Annotated in this window: 24 protein-coding genes; 20 read left to right on the top strand and 4 right to left on the bottom strand. The window is 64.4% G+C overall.

The annotated features are described in order from the left end of the window. Window positions 1-11 precede the first annotated feature (11 nt). The 12 genes from virB11 to HGB51_RS20495 all read left to right on the top strand — a co-directional run bounded on the left by virB11 (window position 12) and on the right by HGB51_RS20495 (window position 10,372). The gene (gene virB11 / locus HGB51_RS02940; RefSeq protein WP_070206284.1) at window positions 12-1,064 is read left to right on the top strand and encodes a P-type DNA transfer ATPase VirB11; all 1,053 of its coding nucleotides are present in this window, start codon (window positions 12-14) and stop codon (window positions 1,062-1,064) included. Continuing rightward, entirely contained in the window at window positions 1,064-1,891 is an 828-nt protein-coding gene (locus HGB51_RS02935) for a lytic transglycosylase domain-containing protein (protein ID WP_070206283.1), read from the top strand. The genes virB11 and HGB51_RS02935 overlap by 1 nt, the downstream gene beginning before the upstream one ends. Before the next feature lie 45 nt (window positions 1,892-1,936). Beyond that, window positions 1,937-2,335 (top strand): TrbC/VirB2 family protein, encoded by a 399-nt coding sequence (locus HGB51_RS02930; protein WP_070206282.1) that lies wholly within the window; start codon window positions 1,937-1,939, stop codon window positions 2,333-2,335. Next, the gene (locus HGB51_RS02925) at window positions 2,328-2,636 is read left to right on the top strand and encodes a VirB3 family type IV secretion system protein (protein WP_084738779.1); all 309 of its coding nucleotides are present in this window, start codon (window positions 2,328-2,330) and stop codon (window positions 2,634-2,636) included. Before HGB51_RS02930 ends, HGB51_RS02925 begins: the two co-directional genes overlap by 8 nt. Window positions 2,637-2,726: 90 nt before the next feature. Then, window positions 2,727-5,174, top strand: a complete 2,448-nt coding sequence (locus HGB51_RS02920) for a VirB4 family type IV secretion/conjugal transfer ATPase (RefSeq protein ID WP_070206395.1) — start codon at window positions 2,727-2,729, stop codon at window positions 5,172-5,174. Between the two features lie 28 nt (window positions 5,175-5,202). After that, the gene (locus HGB51_RS02915; RefSeq protein ID WP_141738966.1) at window positions 5,203-6,012 is read left to right on the top strand and encodes a hypothetical protein; all 810 of its coding nucleotides are present in this window, start codon (window positions 5,203-5,205) and stop codon (window positions 6,010-6,012) included. 78 nt (window positions 6,013-6,090) lie between these two features. Further along, window positions 6,091-7,230 (top strand): TrbL/VirB6 family protein, encoded by a 1,140-nt coding sequence (locus HGB51_RS02910; RefSeq protein WP_084738777.1) that lies wholly within the window; start codon window positions 6,091-6,093, stop codon window positions 7,228-7,230. Window positions 7,231-7,277: 47 nt separating this feature from the next. Further along, window positions 7,278-7,817 (top strand): DUF4189 domain-containing protein, encoded by a 540-nt coding sequence (locus tag HGB51_RS20500; protein ID WP_141738965.1) that lies wholly within the window; start codon window positions 7,278-7,280, stop codon window positions 7,815-7,817. A gap of 266 nt (window positions 7,818-8,083) precedes the next feature. After that, window positions 8,084-8,635 carry a DUF4189 domain-containing protein gene (locus tag HGB51_RS02900; protein WP_084738776.1) on the top strand — a complete coding sequence of 184 codons (552 nt, stop codon included), beginning with the start codon at window positions 8,084-8,086 and terminating at the stop codon, window positions 8,633-8,635. A 4-nt stretch (window positions 8,636-8,639) separates the two neighbouring features. Next, complete coding sequence (locus HGB51_RS02895) at window positions 8,640-9,188, top strand: DUF4189 domain-containing protein (protein ID WP_084738775.1); 549 nt, start codon at window positions 8,640-8,642, stop codon at window positions 9,186-9,188. 67 nt (window positions 9,189-9,255) lie between these two features. Continuing rightward, a complete protein-coding gene (locus tag HGB51_RS02890) occupies window positions 9,256-9,798 on the top strand; it encodes a DUF4189 domain-containing protein (RefSeq protein WP_343034348.1) in 543 nt (180 codons plus the stop codon). Between the two features lie 16 nt (window positions 9,799-9,814). Continuing rightward, the gene (locus HGB51_RS20495) at window positions 9,815-10,372 is read left to right on the top strand and encodes a DUF4189 domain-containing protein (RefSeq protein WP_084738774.1); all 558 of its coding nucleotides are present in this window, start codon (window positions 9,815-9,817) and stop codon (window positions 10,370-10,372) included. Window positions 10,373-10,468: 96 nt separating this feature from the next. Here the strand turns inward: HGB51_RS20495 and HGB51_RS02880 are convergent, their stop codons facing one another. The 4 genes from HGB51_RS02880 to HGB51_RS02865 all read right to left on the bottom strand — a co-directional run bounded on the left by HGB51_RS02880 (window position 10,469) and on the right by HGB51_RS02865 (window position 14,172). Beyond that, window positions 10,469-10,699 (bottom strand): DUF1653 domain-containing protein, encoded by a 231-nt coding sequence (locus HGB51_RS02880; RefSeq protein ID WP_070206278.1) that lies wholly within the window; start codon window positions 10,697-10,699, stop codon window positions 10,469-10,471. A gap of 59 nt (window positions 10,700-10,758) precedes the next feature. Further along, entirely contained in the window at window positions 10,759-12,549 is a 1,791-nt protein-coding gene (locus HGB51_RS02875; protein WP_070206277.1) for a sensor domain-containing phosphodiesterase, read from the bottom strand. A gap of 104 nt (window positions 12,550-12,653) precedes the next feature. Then, window positions 12,654-13,022 carry a response regulator gene (locus tag HGB51_RS02870; protein WP_070206276.1) on the bottom strand — a complete coding sequence of 123 codons (369 nt, stop codon included), beginning with the start codon at window positions 13,020-13,022 and terminating at the stop codon, window positions 12,654-12,656. Beyond that, window positions 13,015-14,172 (bottom strand): two-component system sensor histidine kinase NtrB, encoded by a 1,158-nt coding sequence (locus HGB51_RS02865; RefSeq protein WP_070206275.1) that lies wholly within the window; start codon window positions 14,170-14,172, stop codon window positions 13,015-13,017. Before HGB51_RS02865 ends, HGB51_RS02870 begins: the two co-directional genes overlap by 8 nt. Window positions 14,173-14,330: 158 nt before the next feature. On the opposite strand from HGB51_RS02865, the gene HGB51_RS02860 reads away from it, so the two are divergent. The 8 genes from HGB51_RS02860 to HGB51_RS02825 are packed head-to-tail and all read left to right on the top strand — an operon-like array spanning window position 14,331 to window position 22,488. Further along, complete coding sequence (locus tag HGB51_RS02860; protein ID WP_070206274.1) at window positions 14,331-17,429, top strand: response regulator; 3,099 nt, start codon at window positions 14,331-14,333, stop codon at window positions 17,427-17,429. Then, entirely contained in the window at window positions 17,402-18,250 is an 849-nt protein-coding gene (locus HGB51_RS02855; RefSeq protein ID WP_171966721.1) for a CheR family methyltransferase, read from the top strand. Before HGB51_RS02860 ends, HGB51_RS02855 begins: the two co-directional genes overlap by 28 nt. After that, window positions 18,250-18,834, top strand: coding sequence for a chemotaxis protein CheB (locus HGB51_RS02850; RefSeq protein ID WP_070206273.1), 585 nt, complete (start codon window positions 18,250-18,252; stop codon window positions 18,832-18,834). The genes HGB51_RS02855 and HGB51_RS02850 overlap by 1 nt, the downstream gene beginning before the upstream one ends. Next, window positions 18,831-19,946: a hybrid sensor histidine kinase/response regulator gene (locus HGB51_RS02845; RefSeq protein WP_070206272.1), complete on the top strand. Its 1,116-nt coding sequence runs from the start codon at window positions 18,831-18,833 to the stop codon at window positions 19,944-19,946. Before HGB51_RS02850 ends, HGB51_RS02845 begins: the two co-directional genes overlap by 4 nt. Before the next feature lie 38 nt (window positions 19,947-19,984). Then, entirely contained in the window at window positions 19,985-20,443 is a 459-nt protein-coding gene (gene mntR / locus HGB51_RS02840; RefSeq protein ID WP_070206271.1) for a manganese-binding transcriptional regulator MntR, read from the top strand. Between the two features lie 4 nt (window positions 20,444-20,447). Next, window positions 20,448-20,960 (top strand): tRNA adenosine(34) deaminase TadA, encoded by a 513-nt coding sequence (gene tadA, locus HGB51_RS02835; RefSeq protein ID WP_216666754.1) that lies wholly within the window; start codon window positions 20,448-20,450, stop codon window positions 20,958-20,960. Window positions 20,961-21,006: 46 nt separating this feature from the next. After that, window positions 21,007-21,576 (top strand): oligoribonuclease, encoded by a 570-nt coding sequence (orn, locus tag HGB51_RS02830; RefSeq protein ID WP_070206269.1) that lies wholly within the window; start codon window positions 21,007-21,009, stop codon window positions 21,574-21,576. 30 nt (window positions 21,577-21,606) lie between these two features. Beyond that, window positions 21,607-22,488 carry an EcsC family protein gene (locus HGB51_RS02825; RefSeq protein WP_070206268.1) on the top strand — a complete coding sequence of 294 codons (882 nt, stop codon included), beginning with the start codon at window positions 21,607-21,609 and terminating at the stop codon, window positions 22,486-22,488. The last annotated feature ends 102 nt before the right edge of the window (window positions 22,489-22,590 follow it).

The following is a 22,590-nucleotide window of genomic DNA, read 5'->3' as shown; positions in this document are numbered from 1 at the left end:
CTGGACAGACCATGGACGCCGAAGTGGCCCCCGTAGCCGACGTTTCCAGTGAGTTCCTCAGGTACCAGTACGAGGTCCTGGGTATCCACACGTACATGACCTCGCCCGATGTGACGGAAATCTGCATCAACCGTCCGGGCGAGGTGTACCTGGAAACGCGTGACGGATGGCAGCGTGTGGAAGTGCCCACGCTGACCTACGAGCGTGCGCGCCAGTTCTGTACCGCCGTGGTCAATGAAAGCAACACCGGCCAGCGCATCACCGATGTGGACCCGGTGGTGTCGCTGACCTTCCCGACTGGCCAGCGTGCCCAGTTCGTCATTCCGCCGGCGTGCGACGCAGGCAAGGTGTCGATCACCATCCGCCTGCCGTCCAAGCACACCAAAACCCTGGAGCAGTACCAGAGCGACGGCTTCTTCAACCAGATCCTGGAGCAGGGTGCCTCGCTCAGCGAGCAGGACCAGGAGCTGCTGGCCCTGCGCCAGAACCGCGACTACGCCGAGTTCTTCCGCAAGGCGGTGCAGTACCGGAAGAACATCGTGGTCTCCGGCGCCACCGGCAGCGGCAAGACTACTTTCATGAAGTCGCTGGTCAACCACATTCCGGCCAACGAGCGCCTGGTCACCATCGAGGACGCGCGCGAGCTCTTCATCAGCCAGCCCAACGTGGTGCACCTGCTGTATTCCAAGGGCGGGCAAAGCGCGAGCAATGTCACCGCCAAGAGCTGCATGGAAGCCTGCCTTCGCATGAAGCCGGACCGCATCATCCTGGCCGAGCTCCGTGGCGATGAAGCGTTTTACTTCATCCGCAACTGCGCCTCCGGCCACCCCGGTTCGATCACCAGCTGCCATGCCGGCAGCCCGGAGCAGACCTGGGACCAGCTGGGCCTGATGGTGAAGGCCTCGGCGGAGGGCTCGGGCCTGGAGTTCTCGGTGATCAAGCGCCTGCTGATGATGACCATCGACGTGGTGGTGCATATCAAGGCACACGCCGGCAGCCGCTACATCACCGGCATCGATTTCAGCCCCGAACGGGCGCTGGCCGCCACGGGGAGGGACGCCTGATGCTGCCTGGACTGGAAATGATGGCCTGCCCCGAAATGGCAGTGTCGATGGACGTGATGCAGCATGTGATCAACGTCGAATCCTCGCGCAATCCGTACGCCATCGGCGTGGTCGGCGGTGCGCTGGTGCGCCAGCCCAAGCAGCTGGACGAGGCTTTGGCCACGGTGCGCATGCTGGAAGAGAAGGGCTACAATTTCTCGGTCGGGCTGGCCCAGGTCAACCGCTACAACCTGGTCAAGTACGGGCTCGATTCGTACGAAAAGGCCTTCCAGCAGTGCCCGAACCTGCAGGCTGCCTCGCGCATCCTGGCCGAGTGCTACGGGCGCTCGGGCAACGACTGGGGCAAGTCGTTCAGCTGCTACTACTCGGGCAACTTCACCACCGGCTTCCGCCACGGCTACGTGCAGAAGGTGTTCGCCTCCATCGCCCGGCAACGCGGCAGCATGGTGGCGGCCAACGGCGCGGTGCCCATCGATGTGGTTAGCCGCGCGGAGCGCCGCGTTGTCGACGTTGCCCACCATCCGCAGCTCAGCGGGCAGCCGCAGGACGTGGTCGCGCTCCGCACCGCCGACGCGGCCTTGTCGCGGGTGGTGATGGGCGCCGTGGAACGGGCGATGCCGCAACCGCCCGCGCCCGCTGCCGCGCCGGAACCCATCGCACTCCCTCCCGTGCCTGCCCAGCCGATGGCGCAGAACACCGCCGGCCCGGTGGTGGTGCGTCCGTGGAGCGAGCGCAACGCACCGGTGGCATTGCCGACGCAGGCCCCGCCTGCGCAGGCGATGCCGGTACAGAACGTCCCCGCCGGGGATGCCGCCTTCGTGTTCTGAAGGAACGATCCAGTCGTGTCTGACCATCAACAAGGAAAATCCACAATGAAGCGTACCCACCTCGACATCGTCCACGCCCAGCGCTCGCTGAAGACCGCCCTGATGGCCGTCGCCTTCGCCACTGCCGTCTTCGTGCCGGACGTGTTCGCCCAGGCCACCAACTTCGGCGGCACCGACACCAAGGTCTGCGGCTTCTTCTCCAACATCAACGGTCTGCTGAACATCGCCTCGATCGCCGTGGTCACCATCGCGGTGATCTTCGCCGGCTACCAGATCGCCTTCGCCCACAAGCGCATCGGCGACGTGGCCCCGATCCTGATCGGCGGCCTGCTGATCGGCGCGGCCGGCCAGATCGCCAAGATGCTGCTGGGCGACGGCAATGCCAGCTCCTGCCAGACCACCGTCACCTCGATCATGAACGTCGTCCAGTACTACCGTGCATAAGAACGTCCTGTTCCGCGGCTGCACCCGACCGGCGATGTTCCTGGGCGTCCCGTACGTCCCGTTCTTCCTGGTCGCGGGCGGCTTGTTGCTGCTGAGCATGTACATCGACATGCGGCTGCTGGTCACCATTCCGATCGCCATCTTCATCCTCCGGCAGATGGCCAAGCGCGATGAAATGATCTTCCGCCTGATCGGTCTGCGCCTGCAGTTCAAGTTCCGCGCACGCAACCTGGAACAGCACAACGGCATGTGGGTGTTCACGCCCAACCACTACCGCGACAAGCCACCGCCGTCGGCCTGACGACGGCATGCAGTACCCCGGGCAGGCGACCCCCGTCGCCTGCCCGGTGCAGGACCCGCGTCATCCCCGCAGCATCCATTGGAACCGGTCATGTTCAGTCCCGACACCTCGATCAGCGAATTCATCCCCCTGTCGTCCCATGTGGCGCCGACGGTCGTGAAGACCACGGGCGGAGACTTCCTGCTGACCTGGCATCTGGAAGGCCTGCCGTTCGTGGGGCGCGAGGACTGGGAGCTGGAACACCGGCACAACACCTTCAACCGCCTGCTGCAGACCCTGCGAGCGCCGGACTTCGTCAACGTCGCATTCTGGGTGCATGACATCCGCCGTCGCCGCCAACTCAAGGGCAGCAGCAAGTTCGGCCAGCGCTTCAACCAGGACGTTTCCGACCAGTACATGGGCATGCTCGGCTCGCAGCGGATCATGCAGAACGAGCTGTACCTGACCATGATCTACCGGCCGGTGGTGGCGGGTAAGCGCTTCATGGACAAGTCCTCCAGCATCACCCAGCTGCAGGCCGAGCAGGACCAGGCGGTGGCCAAGCTGCTGGAAATGGCCGGCAACGTGGAAGCGGTGATCCGTGACTACTCGCCGTACCGCATGGGCATGTATGAAGCAAAGAACGGCCTGGTGTTCTCCGAGACCCTGGAGTTCTTCGGCTACCTGCTCAACCGGGTGGACGAGCCGGTGCCGGTGCTGTCGGCCCCGGTCAAGGACTACCTGCCGATCAGCCGGCACATGTTCTCGGCCAAGACCGGCGACTTCGTGATCAATACGCCCAACGGCGTGAACCACTTCGGCGCCATCCTCAACATCAAGGAATACGCCGAAGGCACCTATCCCGGCGTGTTGAACGGCCTGAAGTACCTGGACTTCGAGTACGTCATCACCCATTCCTTCAGCCCCATGGGCCGCCAGGACGCGCTCAAGGTGCTGGACCGCACCAAGGGCATGATGATCTCCTCCGGCGACAAGGCCGTCAGCCAGATCGTCGAACTCGACCAGGCGATGGACCAGCTCTCCTCGGGCAATTTCGTGCTGGGCGAGTACCACTTCATCATGGCCGTCTACGCCGACAGCCAGGAGAAGCTCTCGCAGAACATCGCCACCACCCGCGCCGAGCTCTCCAACGCCGGGTTCGTGTCGACCAAGGAAGACCTGGCGGTCACCGCCTCGTTCTACTCGCAGTTCCCGGCCAACTGGCGCTACCGCACCCGCCTGGCCAACATCAGCTCGTTGAACTTCCTCGGCCTGTCGCCGCTGCACAACTTCGCCACCGGCAAGCAGCACAACAACCCGTGGGGCGACTGCGTGACCACGCTGCAGACCACCAACGGCCAGCCGTACTACTTCAATTTCCACGCCACCCACCCCTCAGAGAACTCGCTGGGTGAGAAGGCCATTGCCAACACCATGGTGATCGGCAAGTCCGGTACCGGCAAGACCGCGCTGATCAACTTCCTGCTCAGCCAGGTGCAGAAGTACGACCCGTCGCCGACCATCTTCTTCTTCGACAAGGACCGCGGCGCGGAGATCTTCGTGCGCGCCTGCGGCGGCAACTACCTGGCGCTGGAGAACGGGCAGGCCACTGGCTTCAATCCGTTCCAGTGCGAGAACAACGAAGCCAACGTGCAGTTCCTGGCTGACCTGGTCAAGGTGCTGGCCAACAAGCACGAATACAGCGCCCGCGAGGAAGAGGACATCTTCCGCGCCGTCGAGAACATGCTCGACACCCCCATGCACCTGCGTAGCATGACCAACTTCCAGAAGAGCCTGCCCAACATGGGCGACGACGGCCTGTACGCGCGCCTGCGAAAGTGGACCTCGGGCAACTCGCTGGGCTGGGTGTTCGACAACCCGGTGGACACCGTGGACTTGAGCCGGGCCAACATCATCGGCTTCGATTACACCGACATCATCGACAACCCGGAAGTGCGGGTGCCGGTGATCAACTACCTGCTGCACCGGCTGGAGTCGCTGATCGACGGGCGACCGCTGATCTACGTGATGGATGAGTTCTGGAAGATCCTGGACGGCGAGGGCGGCCTGAAGGAGTTCGCCAAGAACAAGCAGAAGACCATCCGTAAGCAGAACGGCATGGGCATCTTCGCCACCCAGAGCCCGGAGGACGCGCTGAAGAGCGACATTGCTGCCGCCCTGATCGAGCAGACCGCCACCCTGATCCTGCTGCCCAACCCGAATGCCAGCCGCTCGGACTACATCGACGGCCTGAAGCTGACCGAGAGCGAGTTCAAGGTGGTCACCGCCCTGGACGAGCGTTCGCGCTGCTTCCTGGTCAAACAGGGTCACGCGGCCAGCGTATGCCAGCTCAACCTGCGCGGCATGGACGACATCCTGTCGGTGATTTCGGCTTCCACCGACAATATCGACGTGATGCACCGCGTCCTGCTCGACGCCGCCCGGCGCGAGAAGGTCGCGCAGGCCGACCTCACCCCGGACCAGTGGCTCAGTGAGTTCTACAGCAAGCGCAAGGGCTCGGGAAAGCCCGCCGGAACCCGCCAGGACGCTGTTGCCTGATTCGATGGAGACCCTTATGGACAACACCATGAACGATAACAAGACCCGTCGCCGCCATTTCAGCTACCGCCTGGCTGCGCTCTCGCTGGTGACCGTGCTGATGTGCAACACCCCTGCGCCGGCCTACACCATGCCGGTGGTCGAAGTGGGTCCCAGCGTGTACCAGCAGATCATGAACCAGATCAACACCTACAAAGCGGAGATCACTGCGTATGCCTCCAAGGCGCAGGACGCGGCCGAGTACGTGGAGCAGCGCACCCGCTGGATCCGAACCCTGGAGCAGTATGCGCAGGCGCTGGTGCAGGTGCAGGCCGTCATGAACAATTTCGGGATGCCGCAAGGCGCTGTGCTGACTAAGGTTCCGGAGAACTATCTGGTCAAGCAGAGTTGCGGTGGCGATACGGACCTCAGCCTGACCGGGCTGTTCAAGACGTTCGTGTTCAACCCCAAGGCAGATTTCAAGGCGCAGCAGACACAGATCTGCGTGAACATCCGCATGATGCAGAATCGAAAGTACAACGAGGCGGTCACGTTCATGACGGAGTCTGTGCCGTTGATGCAGTCTTCGTTGACCCGCATCTTCAACCTGCGCATCTTCAGCAACAGTCAGGGCAACGTCCAGGGCACTGACAGCGAAGCACTTCGCATGGCCAATGACCTGGCCGTGCAGTCGCAGATCTGGCAGTCGCGGATGCAATCCTACGATGCCTACATCGAAGTGATGGAGGCCAACCAGAAGGTGGTGGCGAAGAATGCGCTCAAGGGTGATACCACCAACCAGATCATCGGGACGCTCGTCAAGACCGCAGCACTGAAGGGCGCACTCGGCGTCAAATGATCCACCCATACAGGTTCAGCGGGTCTGCAAAGTAGTGCCGGACCGAAGTAGTAGCAGCATCACCAAGGGATTGTGGAAATGTCGATCAGGTCGATTGCCAACGTTTTTGACTTCTCGGGCGGATTGCAGGATCTGCTGGGCTACGCGGTGCGTGTCCAGTCGATAGGCGACTTCGTCTTCTTCAAGCTGATTCTTGATTACCTGCGCGAGCGGATCAACGATTTCGGCATTGAGATGATGGGCCGGATGATGGCGTGGGTTGGGGGCATCGCCCTGGTCTTGATGACCTTGTGGGTGTTGATCCAGGGCTACCGCATTGTCACTGGGCAGAGCCGGGATTCAATGATGGCGCTGGTCACCAATATGGCCCGCGCAGCGTTGATCATCAGTGTGGCCACCAGCATGGCCATGTTTGGCACAAGCGTGAGCGACTTCCTCACCAAGGACGTGGGCGGCCTGATTACCCGAGTAGTCACCGGGGAAGGCGGCACCGCGTCGGACCAGATCGACAAGAGCCTGGCGTGGATGCAGGTGGCCCTGTCGAGCATCGACGCCATCAAGGTGCTTGATGACGGCGGGCTACAGGAAGAGAAGACGCGCGCGATGTGGTTCATCGGCATCGGCACCGGTGGTCCGGCGGTTACTGCGGGTGCAATGCTGCTGCTCTACCAGGTGGCCATCGCACTGTTCATCGGCTTCGGACCTCTGTTCATCCTGTGCCTGCTGTTCGATCAGACCAAGCAGCTGTTCCAGAAGTGGCTGTTCTACGGCATAGGTACCATGTTCTCGATGGCGGTGCTGTCGGCGATGGTTTCCATCGCGCTGGATATGGTGATCCGTGTGTCGGCAGCGTTCTGGACCTCGTCGCTGATCAACAGCTTCTTCCTCAGTGACGCAATGAGCGATGGCATGACCAGTCAGGCCATGCAGCAGGGCGGCATGGGCCTGATACTCACCACGTTGATCCTGACCGCGCCCCCAATGGCCGCATTCTTCTTCCAGGGAACACTGGGCAGCTTCATGGCATATTCCCAGATAGGCGGCTCGGCAGCCGCAGGCCCGCAGGGCCAGCCGCCGGGCTCCTATACTCCGCCGCAAACAAAGAATAGTGATGAGGGCGCTGTGGGTCAGGTAGTGCAACCCACCGTGAGGAGCACTTCTGAGGCTGGAAGCACGGCCAGCGGATCTGGGAAGTACGGGAACGCTGATTCTCGGTGAGGCGGCTGAGTCCGCGCTGCATTGACACGAAAGGTGGAGGTTCTGGAATGCCAAGCAAGCTTTTGTTCGTACTGTTTTTGCTCGTTCCTTCTGTGGCGTTCGCAGAAGGCAGCTGCCCGCCGGGCCAGTACCCTATCGGTGGGCAAGGCGTGCAAGGTTGCGCGCCCATTCCAGGTGGTGGTGCGGGAGCGAATGGTGTTTCTCCTCGACCCACTGGGAAGTGGGAGACGCGCTGGGGTGCAATTGCTGAAGATCAGTCCCCAAGTCCTGGCGCGCCTCTTGCGACGGGGGCGGCTGTTTCCCAGAAGTCAAAGCGCGCTGCATCGGCGCTTGCGATGGATGAGTGCAGGAAGCAGGGCGGAAACAAATGTGAAGTTCGACTCGCTTACTACAACCAATGCGCCGCAATCGCGGATCCTGGCAGTTCTTCTGGCGTAATCGCTGGCGGCACTTCAATCGCCGCGCATGCGGAGACGGTTGAACAGGCAAAGGAGTTGGCAGTCCGTGACTGCAAGCGCGAGAATGGCGGTGGAGAATGCACCGTTTCCTATTCGGCGTGTAGCATGTCCGAGTTCAAATCGTTCTAATGCGGTGATCTCCGCAAAACTACTGCCCGTCAGACCTTCGAGGTAAGACGCTCAAGCTTCAGCATTGGAATGTAAGCGCGAAAAGGGCTGTGTTTTGGCGCATGAGCGACTCGCTTGGTCCCTGTGTATTCCCTTTTCCATTGCAGTGAGTTCAACTTTGAGACGTTCTAACAATCTTTCGGGGTAGTGCGGGGTGCTATGTGGGTACGGCGTGCCCCCTTTAGTGGTGGGGCCTTCCGGCTGGGGACAGTCTGGTGCCCGACTCAATGGATAGTGAGGTTGCCATGCGCTCGGTTGTGATGTTCATCTTGATCGCCATTCCTGGTCTGGCATTTGGCGAAGGTCGTTGTCCGCCCGGGCAGTATCCGGTGGGTGGCCAAGGTGTCGGTGGATGTGCGCCGATCCCCGGTTCAGATGGTCGTTCAGGCGAGTCTGCTGCCCCTCGTCCCACTGGTAAGTGGGAGACGCGCTGGGGCGCGATCGCAGAAGACAACTCTCCGGAAATCAAAGGCAACATACCGACTGGCGCAGCTGTGTCCCAGAAGTCAAAGGGAGCTGCAAGTGCACTTGCGCTTTCCCGTTGCGCCGAGCGTGGTGGGCGCAAATGCAAAGTTAAACTCACGTACTACAATCAGTGTGTTGCAATGGCTGATCCGGTGGGTAATCGCTTGCCTGGCGCAATTAATGTAATGAGTCGAGCGGAAACCGTTGAGATGGCCAGATCAAACGCGCTTCAGAGATGTCGGGTCGCGGGTGCGCAGCAGTGCGAAGTTGTCTACTCGGCGTGCAGCATGTCCGAGTTCAAACCGTTCAACTAGCCTGATGACACGCAAGCAATCATACAACCGAGTCGTGAACTCCGTGACTCGAAGGACTAACGTGCTGGCCGCGTTGCTGTTGGTCACGCTCGCTGGATCGGCCTTTGGTGAGGGAGCGTGTCCGCCTGGGCAGTACCCAATCGGCGGGCAGGGTGTTCAAGGTTGCGCGCCGATTCCCCAGTCCGGTGCTGGCGGAGGCGCTGGCCCTCGTCCTACCGGTCGCTGGATCAAGACGTGGGGCGCAATAGCGCTGTCACCCGAGGGGGCTTCCGGTGCTGCGGCCAGTCGGATTACGAAGGAAGCGGCGACCCGTGATGCGGAAGCTGTGTGCAAGTCGAGCGGCGGAGCGTCGTGCAAGGTTGCGTTTACCTACAAGAATCAGTGTGCAGCCGCATCGGTCCCGACCTCTGGTAGTGGAGGTACCAGTTTCGGACGCGGTGCCACCATTGATACTGCTGAGAAGATATCCCTTGAGCTTTGTACAAAGGCAGGTGGGGTAGGTTGCATCAAGATCTATTCGGCGTGCGCGGAGCCAAAGTTCGAGAAGTTCTAGATACGGCGACTGCGCAACTTCAAGCGTGCAGCGTTGTCCGGTCGATCACTTACTCTAAGAGGTACCAATGGACTTCACCGTGGTCCGCCATCGCAGTGCAGCAGCCCGCTTGGGCATTATGGTGCTGCTTGCGTCAGCACTGCTCGCAGTGCCGACTTTCCAAGCTGCTGCAGAGGGACGTTGTCCCCCAGGACAGTACCCAGTCGGAGGCCAGGGTGTTGGAGGATGCGCACCAACTGGTGGAGGTGCATCAGGTAGTAGTGATCCTGTCCCAACGGGCCGTTGGCACCAGACGTGGGGTGCCGTTGCCTTCTCAAACTCTGGAGATGCAGGAGCGGTCGCTGGAAAGCTGACGAAGAGCGAGGCGGTCGCAGCAGCAATCGATAAGTGCGCTCAGTGGGGTGCGTCTGACTGCCAGGCGGATTTTACCTTCAAGAACCAGTGTGCGGCGGTCATCCAAGCAGATAAGGCACTTGGTACGAGGCTCAACACGGGGGCTACGAAGGAGATCGCTCTTCAACGGGCGACGGAGTCCTGCAAGAAGGCGGGTAGCAAAGTTTGCGCTGAGGTCTACGCGGAGTGCAGCATGCCGTACTTTGAAAAGTACTAATGCGCCGATTCATTGAATGTCTGGTGAACTTATGAGAGCACCTCTAATACTGTTGCTTTTACTTGCATCCTTTGGCGCCCTTGCAGAAGGTGGCTGTCCGCCTGGGCAGTATCCCATCGGCGGGCAGGGTGTTCAGGGCTGTGCGCCGATTCCTGGGTCAGGTAGTGGGTCAGGCGAGTCTGTCGCCCCTCGTCCCACGGGCAAGTGGGAGACGCGCTGGGGGGCGCTGGCAGAGGATGCCAGCGCCAATGAACGTGGCGTGGTTGTCGCTACTGGTGTTGCTGAGTCCCGAAAGTCGAAAGGCGAAGCGAGCAGGATCGCGTTGGAGCAGTGCAGAAGTGGTGGTGGGTTGAAGTGCAAGGTTCTCACCACGTACTACAACCAGTGCATCGCGGTTGTTGATCCGAAGCCAAAGAGCCAAGGTGGGTCCGGCGGGAGATCGGTCATTTACACGGCGAAAAGCGCGGACATCGCAACAGCTGAAGCCATGAAGCGGTGCTCGCCGGACGGCGCCGATGCATGCTCGATCATTTACTCGGCCTGTAGCATGTCGGAATTCAGGTCCTTCCGGTAGAGCCACGCCCTGCGTGGCTGTAACAACGACGCGGGGTGGTTCGCGCTTGATGCACGGTTTCAGCCACGCAGGGCGTGGCTCTACCGGGGTGTGCATTCAGGACGTGCGGGCGAATCTTGGTTGGGTCACGCCGTCTACCTCCACCGTCGCGCAGAACATCTCATACGGTCTCACCCACAGGCCGTGCTCGCCGTACAACGCGCGGTAGAGCACCATCGGCTGCAGGGTTTCGCTGTTGCGGACCACGCCGATCACCTCGTACTCGCCGCCCTTGAAATGGCGGTAGTGGCCGGGGGCGATCTCGGGCAGGGGGGACAGGTCGGACATCGGGTGCACCAGGGTGGGAGAAACTGGATTATCGCAGGATCCCGCGTAACGCTGACCCGCTAGTCGGCATCCGGCTCCAGCGGCGGTCCCGCACGATGCGCCAATACCAGCTGGGTCACGGCTTCGGCACTCATCGGCCGCGCCAGGTAATACCCCTGCGCTTCATTGCAGTTCCACAGCCGCAGCAACGACAGCTCCGCCTCATGCTCCACGCCTTCGGCTACGGTGCGGTAGCCGAGCTGATGGGCCAGTTTGATGATCGCTTCCACTTTCAGCCGTGCGGTGCGCGAGCGCGCCAGGCCAGTGACCAGGCTCTGGTCCACTTTGATATGGCTGATCGGCACCTCGCTCAGGTAGCCGAAGTTGCTGTAGCCACTGCCGAAGTCATCGATCGCGATACGCACGCCGGCGGCCGCCATCGCGCGCAGCTGGGGCAGGGCGGCCGGGTGGCTGTGCAGCCATTGGCCCTCGGTGATTTCCACTTCGATCTGCGACGGCACCAGGCCGTGCTCCTGCAGCCGTTCGGCCATCCGCGTCCACAGCGTTTCGTTGTCGAAGTCGCGTGGCGACAGGTTGATCGAGAGGGTGAAGCCCGGCAGCAGCTGCTGCCAGCGCGCTGCCTGGGCGAAGGCATGCTCGATCACCCACTGGCTCAACTGCGGCATCAACGCGGTGCACTCCAGCACCGGGATGAACTCGCCGGGCGTGATGGGCCCCAGCATCGGGTGGGTCCAGCGCAGCAGCGCCTCGGCCGAGACCGGTTGGCCGTCGGTGAGGTCGTAGCGAGGCTGGTAGACCAGGCTGAATTGCTCCTGCGCCAGTCCGCGTGCCGCGTCGGACGCAAGACGGTAGCGGCGGCGCAGGTGCGCGTCGCGGTCGGACGAGTACCAGCACAGGCAGGCGTCGGTCTGCAGCGCATGGTTCAGCGCTACCATGCACTTGCGCAGCAGATCGTTGGCCTGGTCGGGCTCGGCGTGGAAGTTGCACAGGCCGGCGTGGAACTGGGGCGACATGGGAATGCTGCCGACCATCAGCGGCCGGCGCAGGCGCTCGCGCAGCCGCTCCATCAATTCTTCGACCTGTTCGTGCGAACGGTCGCGCAGTACGAAGGCGAACCGCGAAGACGCCACGTGGTAGATCTGCACGCTGTCGTGCAGCACTTCCTGCACGCGCAGCGCGGCTTGCCGCAGCAGGGATTCCACCGGCTTCAGGCCGAGTGCCTGGCCGGCATCGTTCGCGCTCTGCAGGTCGAAGGCATCCAGCAGCACGCCGGTGAACTGGTTGGCGCCATCGCGCCGACTCAGCACGCTCAGGTCGGCCTGGAACTGCTGGCGGTTGGGCAGGCCGCTGATCGGCTCGCGGCGCCCGACCGACATGGTCAGCTCCATCTGGTTCACCACGATCCGCGCCAGGGTCTGCAGCTGGCGCTGCTCATCCTCGGACAACACGCGCGGTTCGCGGTCCATCAGGCACAAGGTGCCCAACGGGATCCCGTTACGGGTCACCAGCGGCGCACCCGCGTAGAAGCGCATGCGCTCGGGGCCGGAAACGATGGGGTTGTCGCGGAAGCGCGGGTCGTCGCGCAAGTCGCCGATCTGCAGGATGCCGGTGGACTGCAGCGCACACGAACAGATCGAGTGGTGGCGGTCGGTGCGCTCCAGCGCCAAGCCAACCCGCGAGATGAACTGCTGAGAGTCGGCATCTACGATCGAGATAAGCGCGATCGGCGTACCGAAGGTAAACGCCGCAAGTTCGGTGATCGGGTCCAACGAACGGCCCAGGGCTGGATCCATCACATTGAGCGCTTCGATCAGCGCGACACGTTCGAGATCCTGGCTGCGGTCGAGCATCCGGTGCGTCCTGTCATACGGAGTACACCCGTACTATCCCGCCGCCGTTGCAGAGCCTGTGTGAACGAACTCGTTCAGGTATGAAGCATTCACGCCACCGCGCGTCAGGCAGCAGGCGCTGGATTCTTCAGCAGATCGATCAGCTGGCGCAGCCGGTAAGGCTTGGCAATGAATTCCACATGGGGCGGCAGCGGCGGCAACTGCGAGCGCGCATAGCCCGAGGACAGGATCATGCGCGCGTTGGGCAGCGCTTCGGCCACGTGAGCGCTCAGCTCCAGCCCACTCATGTTGTTGGGCATGTTTACGTCGCTGAACACAATATTGAAGTCGCCCGTTTCATCAATCAGCTGCAAAGCGTGCGGGCCGTCGTTGGCGGTATGCACGTCGAAGCCGAAATCATTGAGCGCCTGCCCGATCATCTCGCGCAGCTCTTCCTGGTCTTCAACCATCAAGACGCGAAGGGGCTCAGACATGGGCGGGTTCCTCAAGGGCAGGTAACAACAAACGGACCGTGGTGCCGCGTCCGGGGGCAGTCTGGACGTCGACGAAGCCGTCGCACTGGGAGACGAAACCAAACACCTGGCTCAATCCCAGCCCGCTGCCCTTGCCGACCTCCTTGGTCGTGAAGAACGGCTCGCTGGCGCGCTCGGCCACGTCCGGCGGCATGCCGCTGCCGGCGTCGGTGACGGCGATGGCGACATAGCGGCGCTGGGTGGGGGTGGCCAGGTCCGGAGCGAGGCGCTGCTCGACCCGGGCGCTGAGGGTGATGGTTCCGCCCTGTGGCATCGCCTCGCAGCTGTTCAGCAGGAGGTTCAGCACGGCAGTGTGCAACTGTACGCCATCGGTGACGATTCGAGGTAGGTCGAAAGGCACTTCCGTACGCAGCAGAATGTTAGCTGGACAGGCGCGCTGCAGCAACGGAAGCTGGTCCTGCAGCAGCTGCGCCACCTGCAGGTGCTCGCGGATGAGCGTCTGGTCGGCCGAAAACGCAAGCAGCTGGCGGGTCAGCAGCGAACCGCGGTCGGCGGCGGCCTGGGCCAGGTCGGCCAGCTCGCGGGTGCGGGCGTCGGCCACCGGCTGTGCGGCGATCAGGTCGAGCGCCGTGCCAATGGTGGTCAGCAGGTTGTTGAATTCATGCGCCAGGCCGCGGGTGAGCCGGCCCACGCCCTCGAATTGCTGAAGCTGTTCACGTGCGCGCTGGGCGTCCTGCAGCAGGCGCTGGGCCTGGTAGCGCTCGGTAATGTCGTGGGTGACCTTGACGAAACCCAGCAGCACGCCGTCCTGGCGTACGGCTTCGATAACCTCGCTGGCGCGGAAACGTTCGCCGCTGCGGCGCACGCGCCAGCCTTCGCCGACGAAGCGGCCCTGTGATTCGGCCTGGGCCAGGGTCTGCTGCGGCACGCCGTTGGTGCGGTCATCGGCACCGTAGAAGAGGCCCACGTGCTGGCCCAGCGCTTCCTCGCCCGTGTAGCCCTTGACCCGCTCGCAGCCACGGTTCCAGCTGCGGATGCAGCCTTCGGCATCCAGCATGTAAATCGCATGGTCGGACACATGATCGATCAACAACTGCAGCTGCAGGCGATCATCAGCAGATGGCGTGATGTCGGTGACGGCCTGGACCACGGCGACAGCTCTACTCCCCCGGTAAGGGCCAGAACCGTAGAAGCGATCATGTGAAGATAGTGTCAACAATGGGGTTGATCGCGTCGCCAACTGGCGGATAACGCACGCATTCACTGTTCGGTTAACATCGAACCCCTTTTCACGCTGGAATTGTCTGGATGAATGCTGCTCCGACTGCTCGCGACCGCTGGATCTGGCTGGCATCCGCCGGCCTGATGGGCCTGACCATCGGCCTGGAACTGGTGGTGCCGCTGGGCTACGCGGTGTGGCTGACCTACTTCATGGCGGTGGGGATCACGCTGTTCCAGCGCCGCCTGGAAGTGCCGGTGCTGGTGGCGGTGGGCTCCTGCATCCTGCTGGTGGTGGGCTATCATCTGGCGCCCGCCAGCACGAATTCGGCGTTCTCATTCGTCAATCGCACCATCGGCGGCGTGTCCTTCCTGCTGATGGCGCTGACCGTGGTCAAGGCGATCCAGGCCCGCCGCACCGCCGCCGATGCGCTGTGGCTGCAGGAAGGCGAGAACGATGTGACCGTGAGCCTGCGCGGTGACCCTGAGCCGAAGACGCTCGCCGACGCGGCGATGCGTTCGCTGTGCGCCCGCCTCAACGCCGATGTCGGTGCGCTGTATCGCCTCCAGGGCGAGCGCCTGGTGCTGGTCGGCGGGGCCGCACTGCCCGCGCAGCTGCCGGAATCGCTGCCGGCCTCGGCCGGGCAGTGGGGTGAAGTGCTGCGTGCCGGCACGCCACGCCGGTTGGAAGAGGGCGAAAGCCCGCTGGAAATCGAAACCGCGCTGGGCCGCACCGTGGTGCACCAGCGCCTGCTCGGTCCGATCACCGCCGACGGCGCGGTGATCGGCCTGATCGAGCTCGGCCGTGCCGGCGTCTCGCCCGCGCGTTCGCTGGAACTGGATCTGCTGCTGCAATGCGCTGAACCGGTGGGCATGGCCATGCGTACCGCGCTGCTGCGCGCGCAGCTGGTGGAGCTGCTGGAAGAAACCCAGCGCCAGAGCGAAGAGCTGCAGACCCAGCAGGAAGAGCTGCGGGTGGCCAACGAAGAGCTGGAAGAACAGAGCCGCAGCCTGCTGCATTCGCAGGCCAACCTGGAACAGCAGCAGGCCGAGCTGGAACAGACCAACGTGCAGCTGGAAGAGCGCACCCACGAACTGGAAGCGCGCCAGCAGGCGCTGCTCATCGCGCAGGGCCAGCTGGTGCAGAACAGCCGCGAACTGGAAGCCAGCTCGCGCTACAAGTCCGAGTTCCTGGCCAACATGTCGCACGAGCTGCGCACGCCGCTCAACAGCGCGCTGATCCTGGCCAAGCTGCTGGCCGACAACAAGGACGGCACGCTGACCGCCGAGCAGGTCAAGTACGCCCAGGCCATCCACTCGTCCAACAACGACCTGCTGGCGCTAATCAACGACATCCTCGACCTGTCGCGGATCGAAGCCGGCCATGTGGAACTGGCCGAAGAGAACCTGGCGGTGCCCAGCGTGCTGCAGCGCCTGAAGGAAACCTTCGAGCCGCTCGCCCAGCAGAAGGGCCTGGCGCTGGACATCCGCGCCGAGAACGATGCACCGACCCAGCTGGTCGCCGACGGCCAGCGCCTGCAGCAGATCCTGAAGAACCTGCTGGCCAATGCGATCAAGTTCACCGAGCACGGCAGCGTCTCGCTGGTGGTGCGTGGCAACGGGGCAGGGCGGATCCAGTTCGCGGTGAGCGATACCGGCATCGGCATCGCCCAGGCGCAGACCGAGGTGATCTTCGAAGCGTTCCGCCAGGCCGATGGCAGTACCCGCCGTCGCTATGGCGGCACCGGCCTGGGCCTGTCGATCTCGCGCGACCTGGCTTCGCGCATGGGCGGCGACATTTCCGTGTCGAGCGAACCGGGGCGCGGCAGCTGCTTCACCCTGGAACTGCCGCTGGCCGCTGGCGCCAGCCCGGCACCGCTGGCCGCCGCGCCGGACGTGCGGATGGCGCCGACGCCCAAGCCCGCCGCCGCCGTGCCGCTGTTCGGTACGGGTCACGACGCACCGGTGGCGCCGCAGGGACCGCGCGTGGTCGACGACCGCGGCCGTCGCAGCCGCGCCGGGCGCATGATCCTGGCGGTGGAGGACGATGTGGCCTTCGCCGAGGCGCTGGTTGGCATGGCGCATGAGCTGGACTTCGACTGCGTGGTCGCGCAGACCGCCGAAGAGGCGCTGTCGCTGGCCGTCGAGCTGCGCCCGAACGGCATCCTGCTCGACATCGGCCTGCCGGATGTGTCGGGCCTGAGCGTGCTGGAGCGCCTCAAGCGCGATCCGGCCACGCGCCATATTCCCGTGCACGTGGTGTCCGGGTTGGAGCGCTCGCAGGTGGCAATGGAACTGGGTGCCATTGGCTACGTCATCAAGCCGGCCACGCGCGAGCGCCTGGTCGAGGCGATCCAGCAGCTGGAAGCCACCAACGAACGTGATGTGCGCCGCCTGTTGATCGTCGAGGACGACAGTGCGCTGCGCTCCAACCTGCAGCTGCTGCTGGGCCGCGACCAGCTGGAAATCACCGCCGTTGGCACCCTTGCCGAGGCGATCGCCGAGCTGTCCGGTTCCACCTTCGACTGCATGGTGACCGACCTGGCCCTGCCCGACGGCACCGGTTACGACCTGCTCGAACACATGGCCGGCAACGAGGCGCTGGGCTTCCCGCCGGTGATCGTCTACACCGGGCGTGCGCTGACCCGCGACGAAGAGCAGCGCCTGCGCCGCTATTCCAAGAGCATCATCATCAAGGGTGCGCGTTCGCCCGAGCGCCTGCTCGATGAAGTGACGTTGTTCCTGCACAGCGTGGAAGCCTCGCTGCCCAGCGACCAGCAGCGCCTGCTGCGCGAAGCGCGCCGCCGCGACGCAGTGCTGGACGGCCGCACCGTGCTGCTGGCCGAGGACGACGTGCGCAACATCTTCGCCCTGTCCAGCGTGCTCGAACCGCTGGGAGTAAAGCTGGAGATCGCCCGCAACGGCCGCGAAGCGCTGGAACGGCTGGGCCCGGACATCGACCTGGTGCTGATGGACATCATGATGCCGGAGATGGACGGCCTGACCGCGATGCGCGAGATCCGCCGCGACAACCGCTGGCGCGACCTGCCGATCATCGCGCTGACCGCCAAGGCCATGCCGGATGACCGCGAGCACTGCCTGCAGGCTGGTGCCAACGATTACATCGCCAAGCCCATCGATGTGGACAAGCTGGTCTCGCTGTGCCGCGTGTGGTGCTCGCGTCGATGAACGAGGCCGAGCTGTACGACCTGGAGCTGAAGCTGCTGCTGGAGGCGGTGTACCAGCGCTACCACTACGACTTCCGCGACTACGCGCTGGCGTCGCTGCGGCGGCGCATGCGGCATGCCATGGCGCGCTTCGACTGCGACAGCATGGGCGCGCTGCAGCACCGCTTGCTGCACGAACCGGACACCTTCGCGCTGGCGATGCAGTACTTCACCGTGCAGGTCTCGGAGATGTTCCGCGATCCCGCGTACTTCCGCATGCTGCGCGAGCACGCCATCCCGGTGCTGCGCACCTATCCCTCGATCAAGCTGTGGATCGCCGGCTGCAGCACCGGCGAAGAAGTGTGGTCGCTGGCGATCCTGCTGCAGGAAGAAGGCCTGCTCGACCGCGCCATCATCTACGCCACCGACATCAACCCCGAGGCGTTGCAGGCGGCCGAAGCAGGCGCGTTCCCGCTGGACCGGCTGGCCCAGTTCAGCCGCAACTACCTGGAAGCGGGTGGCAGCGGCTCGTTGTCGGACTACTACAGCACCGGCTACGGCGGGGTGGTGTTCGACCGCCGGCTCAAGCGCAACATCGTGTTCGCCGACCACAGCCTGGCCACCGACACGGTGTTCTCCGAAGTGCACCTGGTGTCGTGCCGCAACGTGCTGATCTACTTCCAGCGCGCCCTGCAGGACCGCGCCATCGGCCTGTTCCACGAGGCGCTGGTGCACCGTGGCTTCCTCGGCCTGGGCAGCAAGGAGTCGCTGCAGTTCGGCGAGCACGCCAACGAATTCGAAGCCTGCGCGCGCGAGCAGCGCCTGTACCGGAAGCTGGCCTGATGAACGCCGACGCCGTGCAGCCCAACATCGAACTGATCGTGGTCGGCGCCTCCGCCGGCGGCGTGCGTGCGCTGCAGGCACTGCTGGCCGCGCTGCCTGCCGGGCTGCCGATGGCGGTGCTGGTGGTGCTGCACCTGCCGCGCGACCGCCCCAGCCGGATTGCCGACCTGCTCGACCACGGCTGCGTGTTGCCGGTGCGGGAAGCCGAGGACAAGCAGGCGCTGGTGCCGGGCACGGTGACCTTCGCGCCGCCGGATTACCACCTGCTGGTGGAGGACCGCGACAGCCTGGCGCTGTCGGTGGACCCGCCGGTGCTGTTCTCGCGCCCCGCCATCGACCCGCTGTTCGAGAGCGCGGCTGATGTGTTCGGCAGCGGCGTGCTGGCGATCCTGCTGACCGGCGCCAGCAACGACGGCAGTGCCGGTGTTGCGGCGGTCCGCGAGGCGGGCGGCCAGGCCTGGATCCAGAGCCCGGACGACGCCTTTTCCCCGATCATGCCCGCAGCGGCCCTGGCCCATGCCGGCGCCGATGCGGTGTTGACCCTTGAATCCCTTTGTTCGCGTATGAAAGGCCTTGCACGATGAACCTGATTGCGCCCACCCCTGCGGCCACCACCGACCGGGTCAACCTGCTGATCGTCGACGACGTGCCGCAGAACCTGGTGGCCATGGAAGCGCTGCTGCGCCGCGACGGACTCGACATCCTGTGCGCGGCCTCCGGTGCGGAAGCGCTGGAACTGCTGCTGGAGCACGAAGTGGCGCTGGCGCTGCTGGACGTGCACATGCCCGAGATCGACGGCTTCTCGCTGGCCGAATTGATGCGCGGTTCGCAGCGCAGCCGCGATGTGCCGATCATCTTCCTGACCGCCTCGCCGAACGACCCGGTGCGCGCGTTCAAGGGCTATGAGAGCGGTGCGGTGGATTTCCTGCACAAGCCGATCGAGCCGCAGGTGATCATGAGCAAGGTCAACGTGTTCATCGAGCTCTACCAGCAGAAGCAGCTGCTCAAGGCGCGCAACCAGGCGCTGGAGCACGCGCTGACGCTCAACGAAACGATGATGGCGGTGCTCACCCACGACCTGCGCACGCCGCTCTCGGCGATCCTGCTGTGCGCGGACAAGCTGGCGCTGGATCTGCCCGATGATCCGTCGGCGCAGCAGACCCTGGTGCACCTGGAGAACAGCGCGGTGCGCATGGCGCGGATGGTGGAGCAGTTGCTCGACTTCTCGCGCATCCGCAGCGGTGGCCTGCGCCTGCAGCAGGTGGAGTGCGACCTGGCCGAGGTGGCGGCGGCGGTGGTCAGCGAGATGAGCCGTGCCCACCCGCAGGCGCACATCGAGCTGCAGGTGGAAGGCGATACCTGCCTGCATGGCGACCCGGACCGGCTGGCCCAGCTGCTCTCCAACCTGGTCGGCAACGCCGTGCTGCACGGGGGCAATGCGCCGGTGCAGGTGCTGGTGCGTGGGCTCGCGGGCGACTCGCTGCGGCTGCAGGTGCGCAACGCCGGTCAGATTCCCGAGACGCTGCTGCCGCGCCTGTTCGAGCCGTTCAAGGCCAGTTTCCACGACAGCCGCGGGCTGGGACTTGGGCTGTTCATTGCCCATGAGTTCGCCCGCGCGCATGGCGGAGACCTGGCAGCGCGCAACCTGGACGGGGAAGTGGTGTTCGAGACGGGGTTGATGCGGCAAGGCGCCTGACTGACGGGCATGGCCCGTCACTACGGTAAACTCCCCGTATGTCGCCTACCGCCCGCAAGACGTCCACGCCGCTGATCGATGCCCAGGTCCATGTGGAAGGGTTCGTGCAGGTGCGCGAGGCGCGGCGTTCGGAGCTGGTGGAAGACTATGTGGAGCTGATCGCCGACCTGATCGCCGACGGCCGCGAGGCCCGCCAGGTCGACATCGCGACCCGGCTGGGGGTGGCGCAGCCGACCGTGGCCAAGGCGCTCAAGCGGCTGGTCAAGGAAGGCTGGGCGATCCAGCGGCCGTACCGGGGCGTGTTCCTGACCCCGGCCGGCGAGCAGCTGGCCGTGGAGATGCGTGCCCGCCACCAGACCGTGGAGCGCTTCCTGCTGGCGCTGGGCGTGGACCCGGACTCGGCGCGCCGCGATGCCGAAGGCATCGAACACCATGTGAGCGAGGCCACCCTGGCCGCCTTCGAGGCGTTCGTGCGCAAGGCCGACGGCCGTGGTTGAGCGCCTGCCCGCGCCGCCGCCGCTGGGCGTGCCGGTGCACGACCAGGACGAGCACTGGATGCAGCACGCGCTGGCCCTGGCCGAACGTGCCGAGCGTGAGTTCAACGAGATTCCGGTGGGCGCGGTGCTGGTCGGGGCCGACGGCACCGTGCTGGGCGAGGGCTGGAACCTCAACATCGCCGACCACGACCCCAGCGCCCACGCCGAGATCGTGGCGATGCGCCAGGCGGGCAGGGCGCTGGCCAACCATCGGCTGCTGGGCAGCACGCTGTACGTGACCCTGGAGCCGTGCGCGATGTGCGCGATGGCGGTGGTGCATGCGCGCGTGGCGCGGCTGGTGTACGCGGCCACCGACCCCAAGACCGGCGCCTGCGGCAGCGTGTTCGACCTGCTCGGCGATCCGCGCCACAACCACCGCGTTGAACTGCATGGTGGGGTGTTGGCCAAGGAAGCCAGCACGCGCCTGACCAACTATTTCCGCGCCAAGCGCGGCAAACCGCCGCTGCTGCTTCCCTGACCTTGTGCGCGGTATCATCACCCTTTCGTAAAAACGGCTGGAAAACATGGCAGACAACGGCGCAGAAGGCGAACGACTGATCTGGATCGACCTGGAAATGACCGGTCTGGACACCGACAACGACGCGATCATCGAGATCGCCACCGTGGTCACCGACGCGCAGTTGAACGTGCTGGCCGAAGGTCCGGAGTTCGCCATCCACCATCCGGTGGAGCGGCTGGAAGCGATGGACGAATGGAACCGCAACCAGCACCGCCGTTCCGGGCTGTGGCAGCGCGTGGTGGAGAGCCAGGTGACCCTGGCCCAGGCCGAAGCGCAGACCGTGAACTTCCTGGCCCAGTGGATCAAGGCCGGCGCCTCGCCGATGTGCGGCAATTCGATCTGCCAGGACCGTCGTTTCCTGCACCGTGAAATGCCGCGCCTGGAGAAGTACTTCCATTACCGCAACCTGGACGTGTCCACGGTCAAGGAACTTGCCCGGCGCTGGGCGCCGACGGTGGCCGCCGGGGTTGGCAAGACCTCCAGCCACACCGCGCTGAGCGACGTGCACGATTCGATCGCAGAACTGCGCCATTACCGCCAGTTCATGGGCGCGCTGTCCGGCCTGCCTACGTAACGTTCAATCGCCCGGGGGTATGATCGCGCCATGAGCCATATCGTCCGCATCCTGCCGCCGCCCATCGAGGCGAAGATCGTGCCCACCTCCAAGGACTGGGCCGACCTCGAACGGGCGGTGGAACTGCTGGAATCGCCCACGCTCACCGCCAAGATGGCCAACCTGATCGGTTCGCCGCTCGAATTCGCGGTGAAGAAGCTGCCGCAGTCGGTGTCCAAACGCATCCACGGCGCGGTCGAGGCTGCCCTGTTCAAGTCGGCGCAGGCCGCGCTCTGGAGCATGGACAACACGCCCGGCAAGGAGGCGTCCACCCGCTGGCACAAGGCCGCGGCCGCCGCCACCGGCGCGCTCGGCGGTGCCTTCGGCTTCACGGCTCTGTTCCTGGAACTGCCGGTCTCGACCACGATCATGATGCGCTCGGTCGCCGACGTCGCCCGCAGCGAAGGGTTCGATCTTTCCGAGATGGGCACCCGCCACGCCTGCCTGGAAGTGTTCGCCCTCGGTGGCAACTCCGGACAGGACGATGCCAGCGAAACCGGCTACTACATCACCCGCGGCTTCACCGCCGAGGTCATGCGCCACCTCTCTGCCGAGCTGGCCGGCGCAGCCGTTGGCGGCGGCGGGGTGATGATCGGGCTGACCCCCAAGGAAGCCGGCAAGTGGCTGGCCAAGATCGTCGAAAAGGTCGCCGCCCGCTTCGGCGTGGTGGTCACCGAGAAGTTCGCCGCACAGGCGGTCCCGATCATCGGCGCGGTCGCCGGCGCCACCCTCAACACCATGTTCACCGACTACTATCAGGACATGGCCCGCGGCCACTTCATCGTGCGCCGCCTCGAACGGCAGTACGGCTACGAAACAGTGCGTAGCGCCTACAACCTGCTGGCGGGCCAACGAGACGCCGGAAAGGCCTGATTTGGGCCGGTAGAGCCACGCCCTGCGTGGCTGCCCCAGCCGATCATTGCACCCACGGCACAACTGTTTTGCCCTGATGTGGCTGGTCCCTGACCGCCACCA

This window comes from Stenotrophomonas bentonitica (assembly GCF_013185915.1).
Lineage (GTDB): Bacteria > Pseudomonadota > Gammaproteobacteria > Xanthomonadales > Xanthomonadaceae > Stenotrophomonas > Stenotrophomonas bentonitica.
Note: the sequence above shows the minus strand (reverse complement) of the source record. Positions and strands in the feature narration are given on the sequence as shown.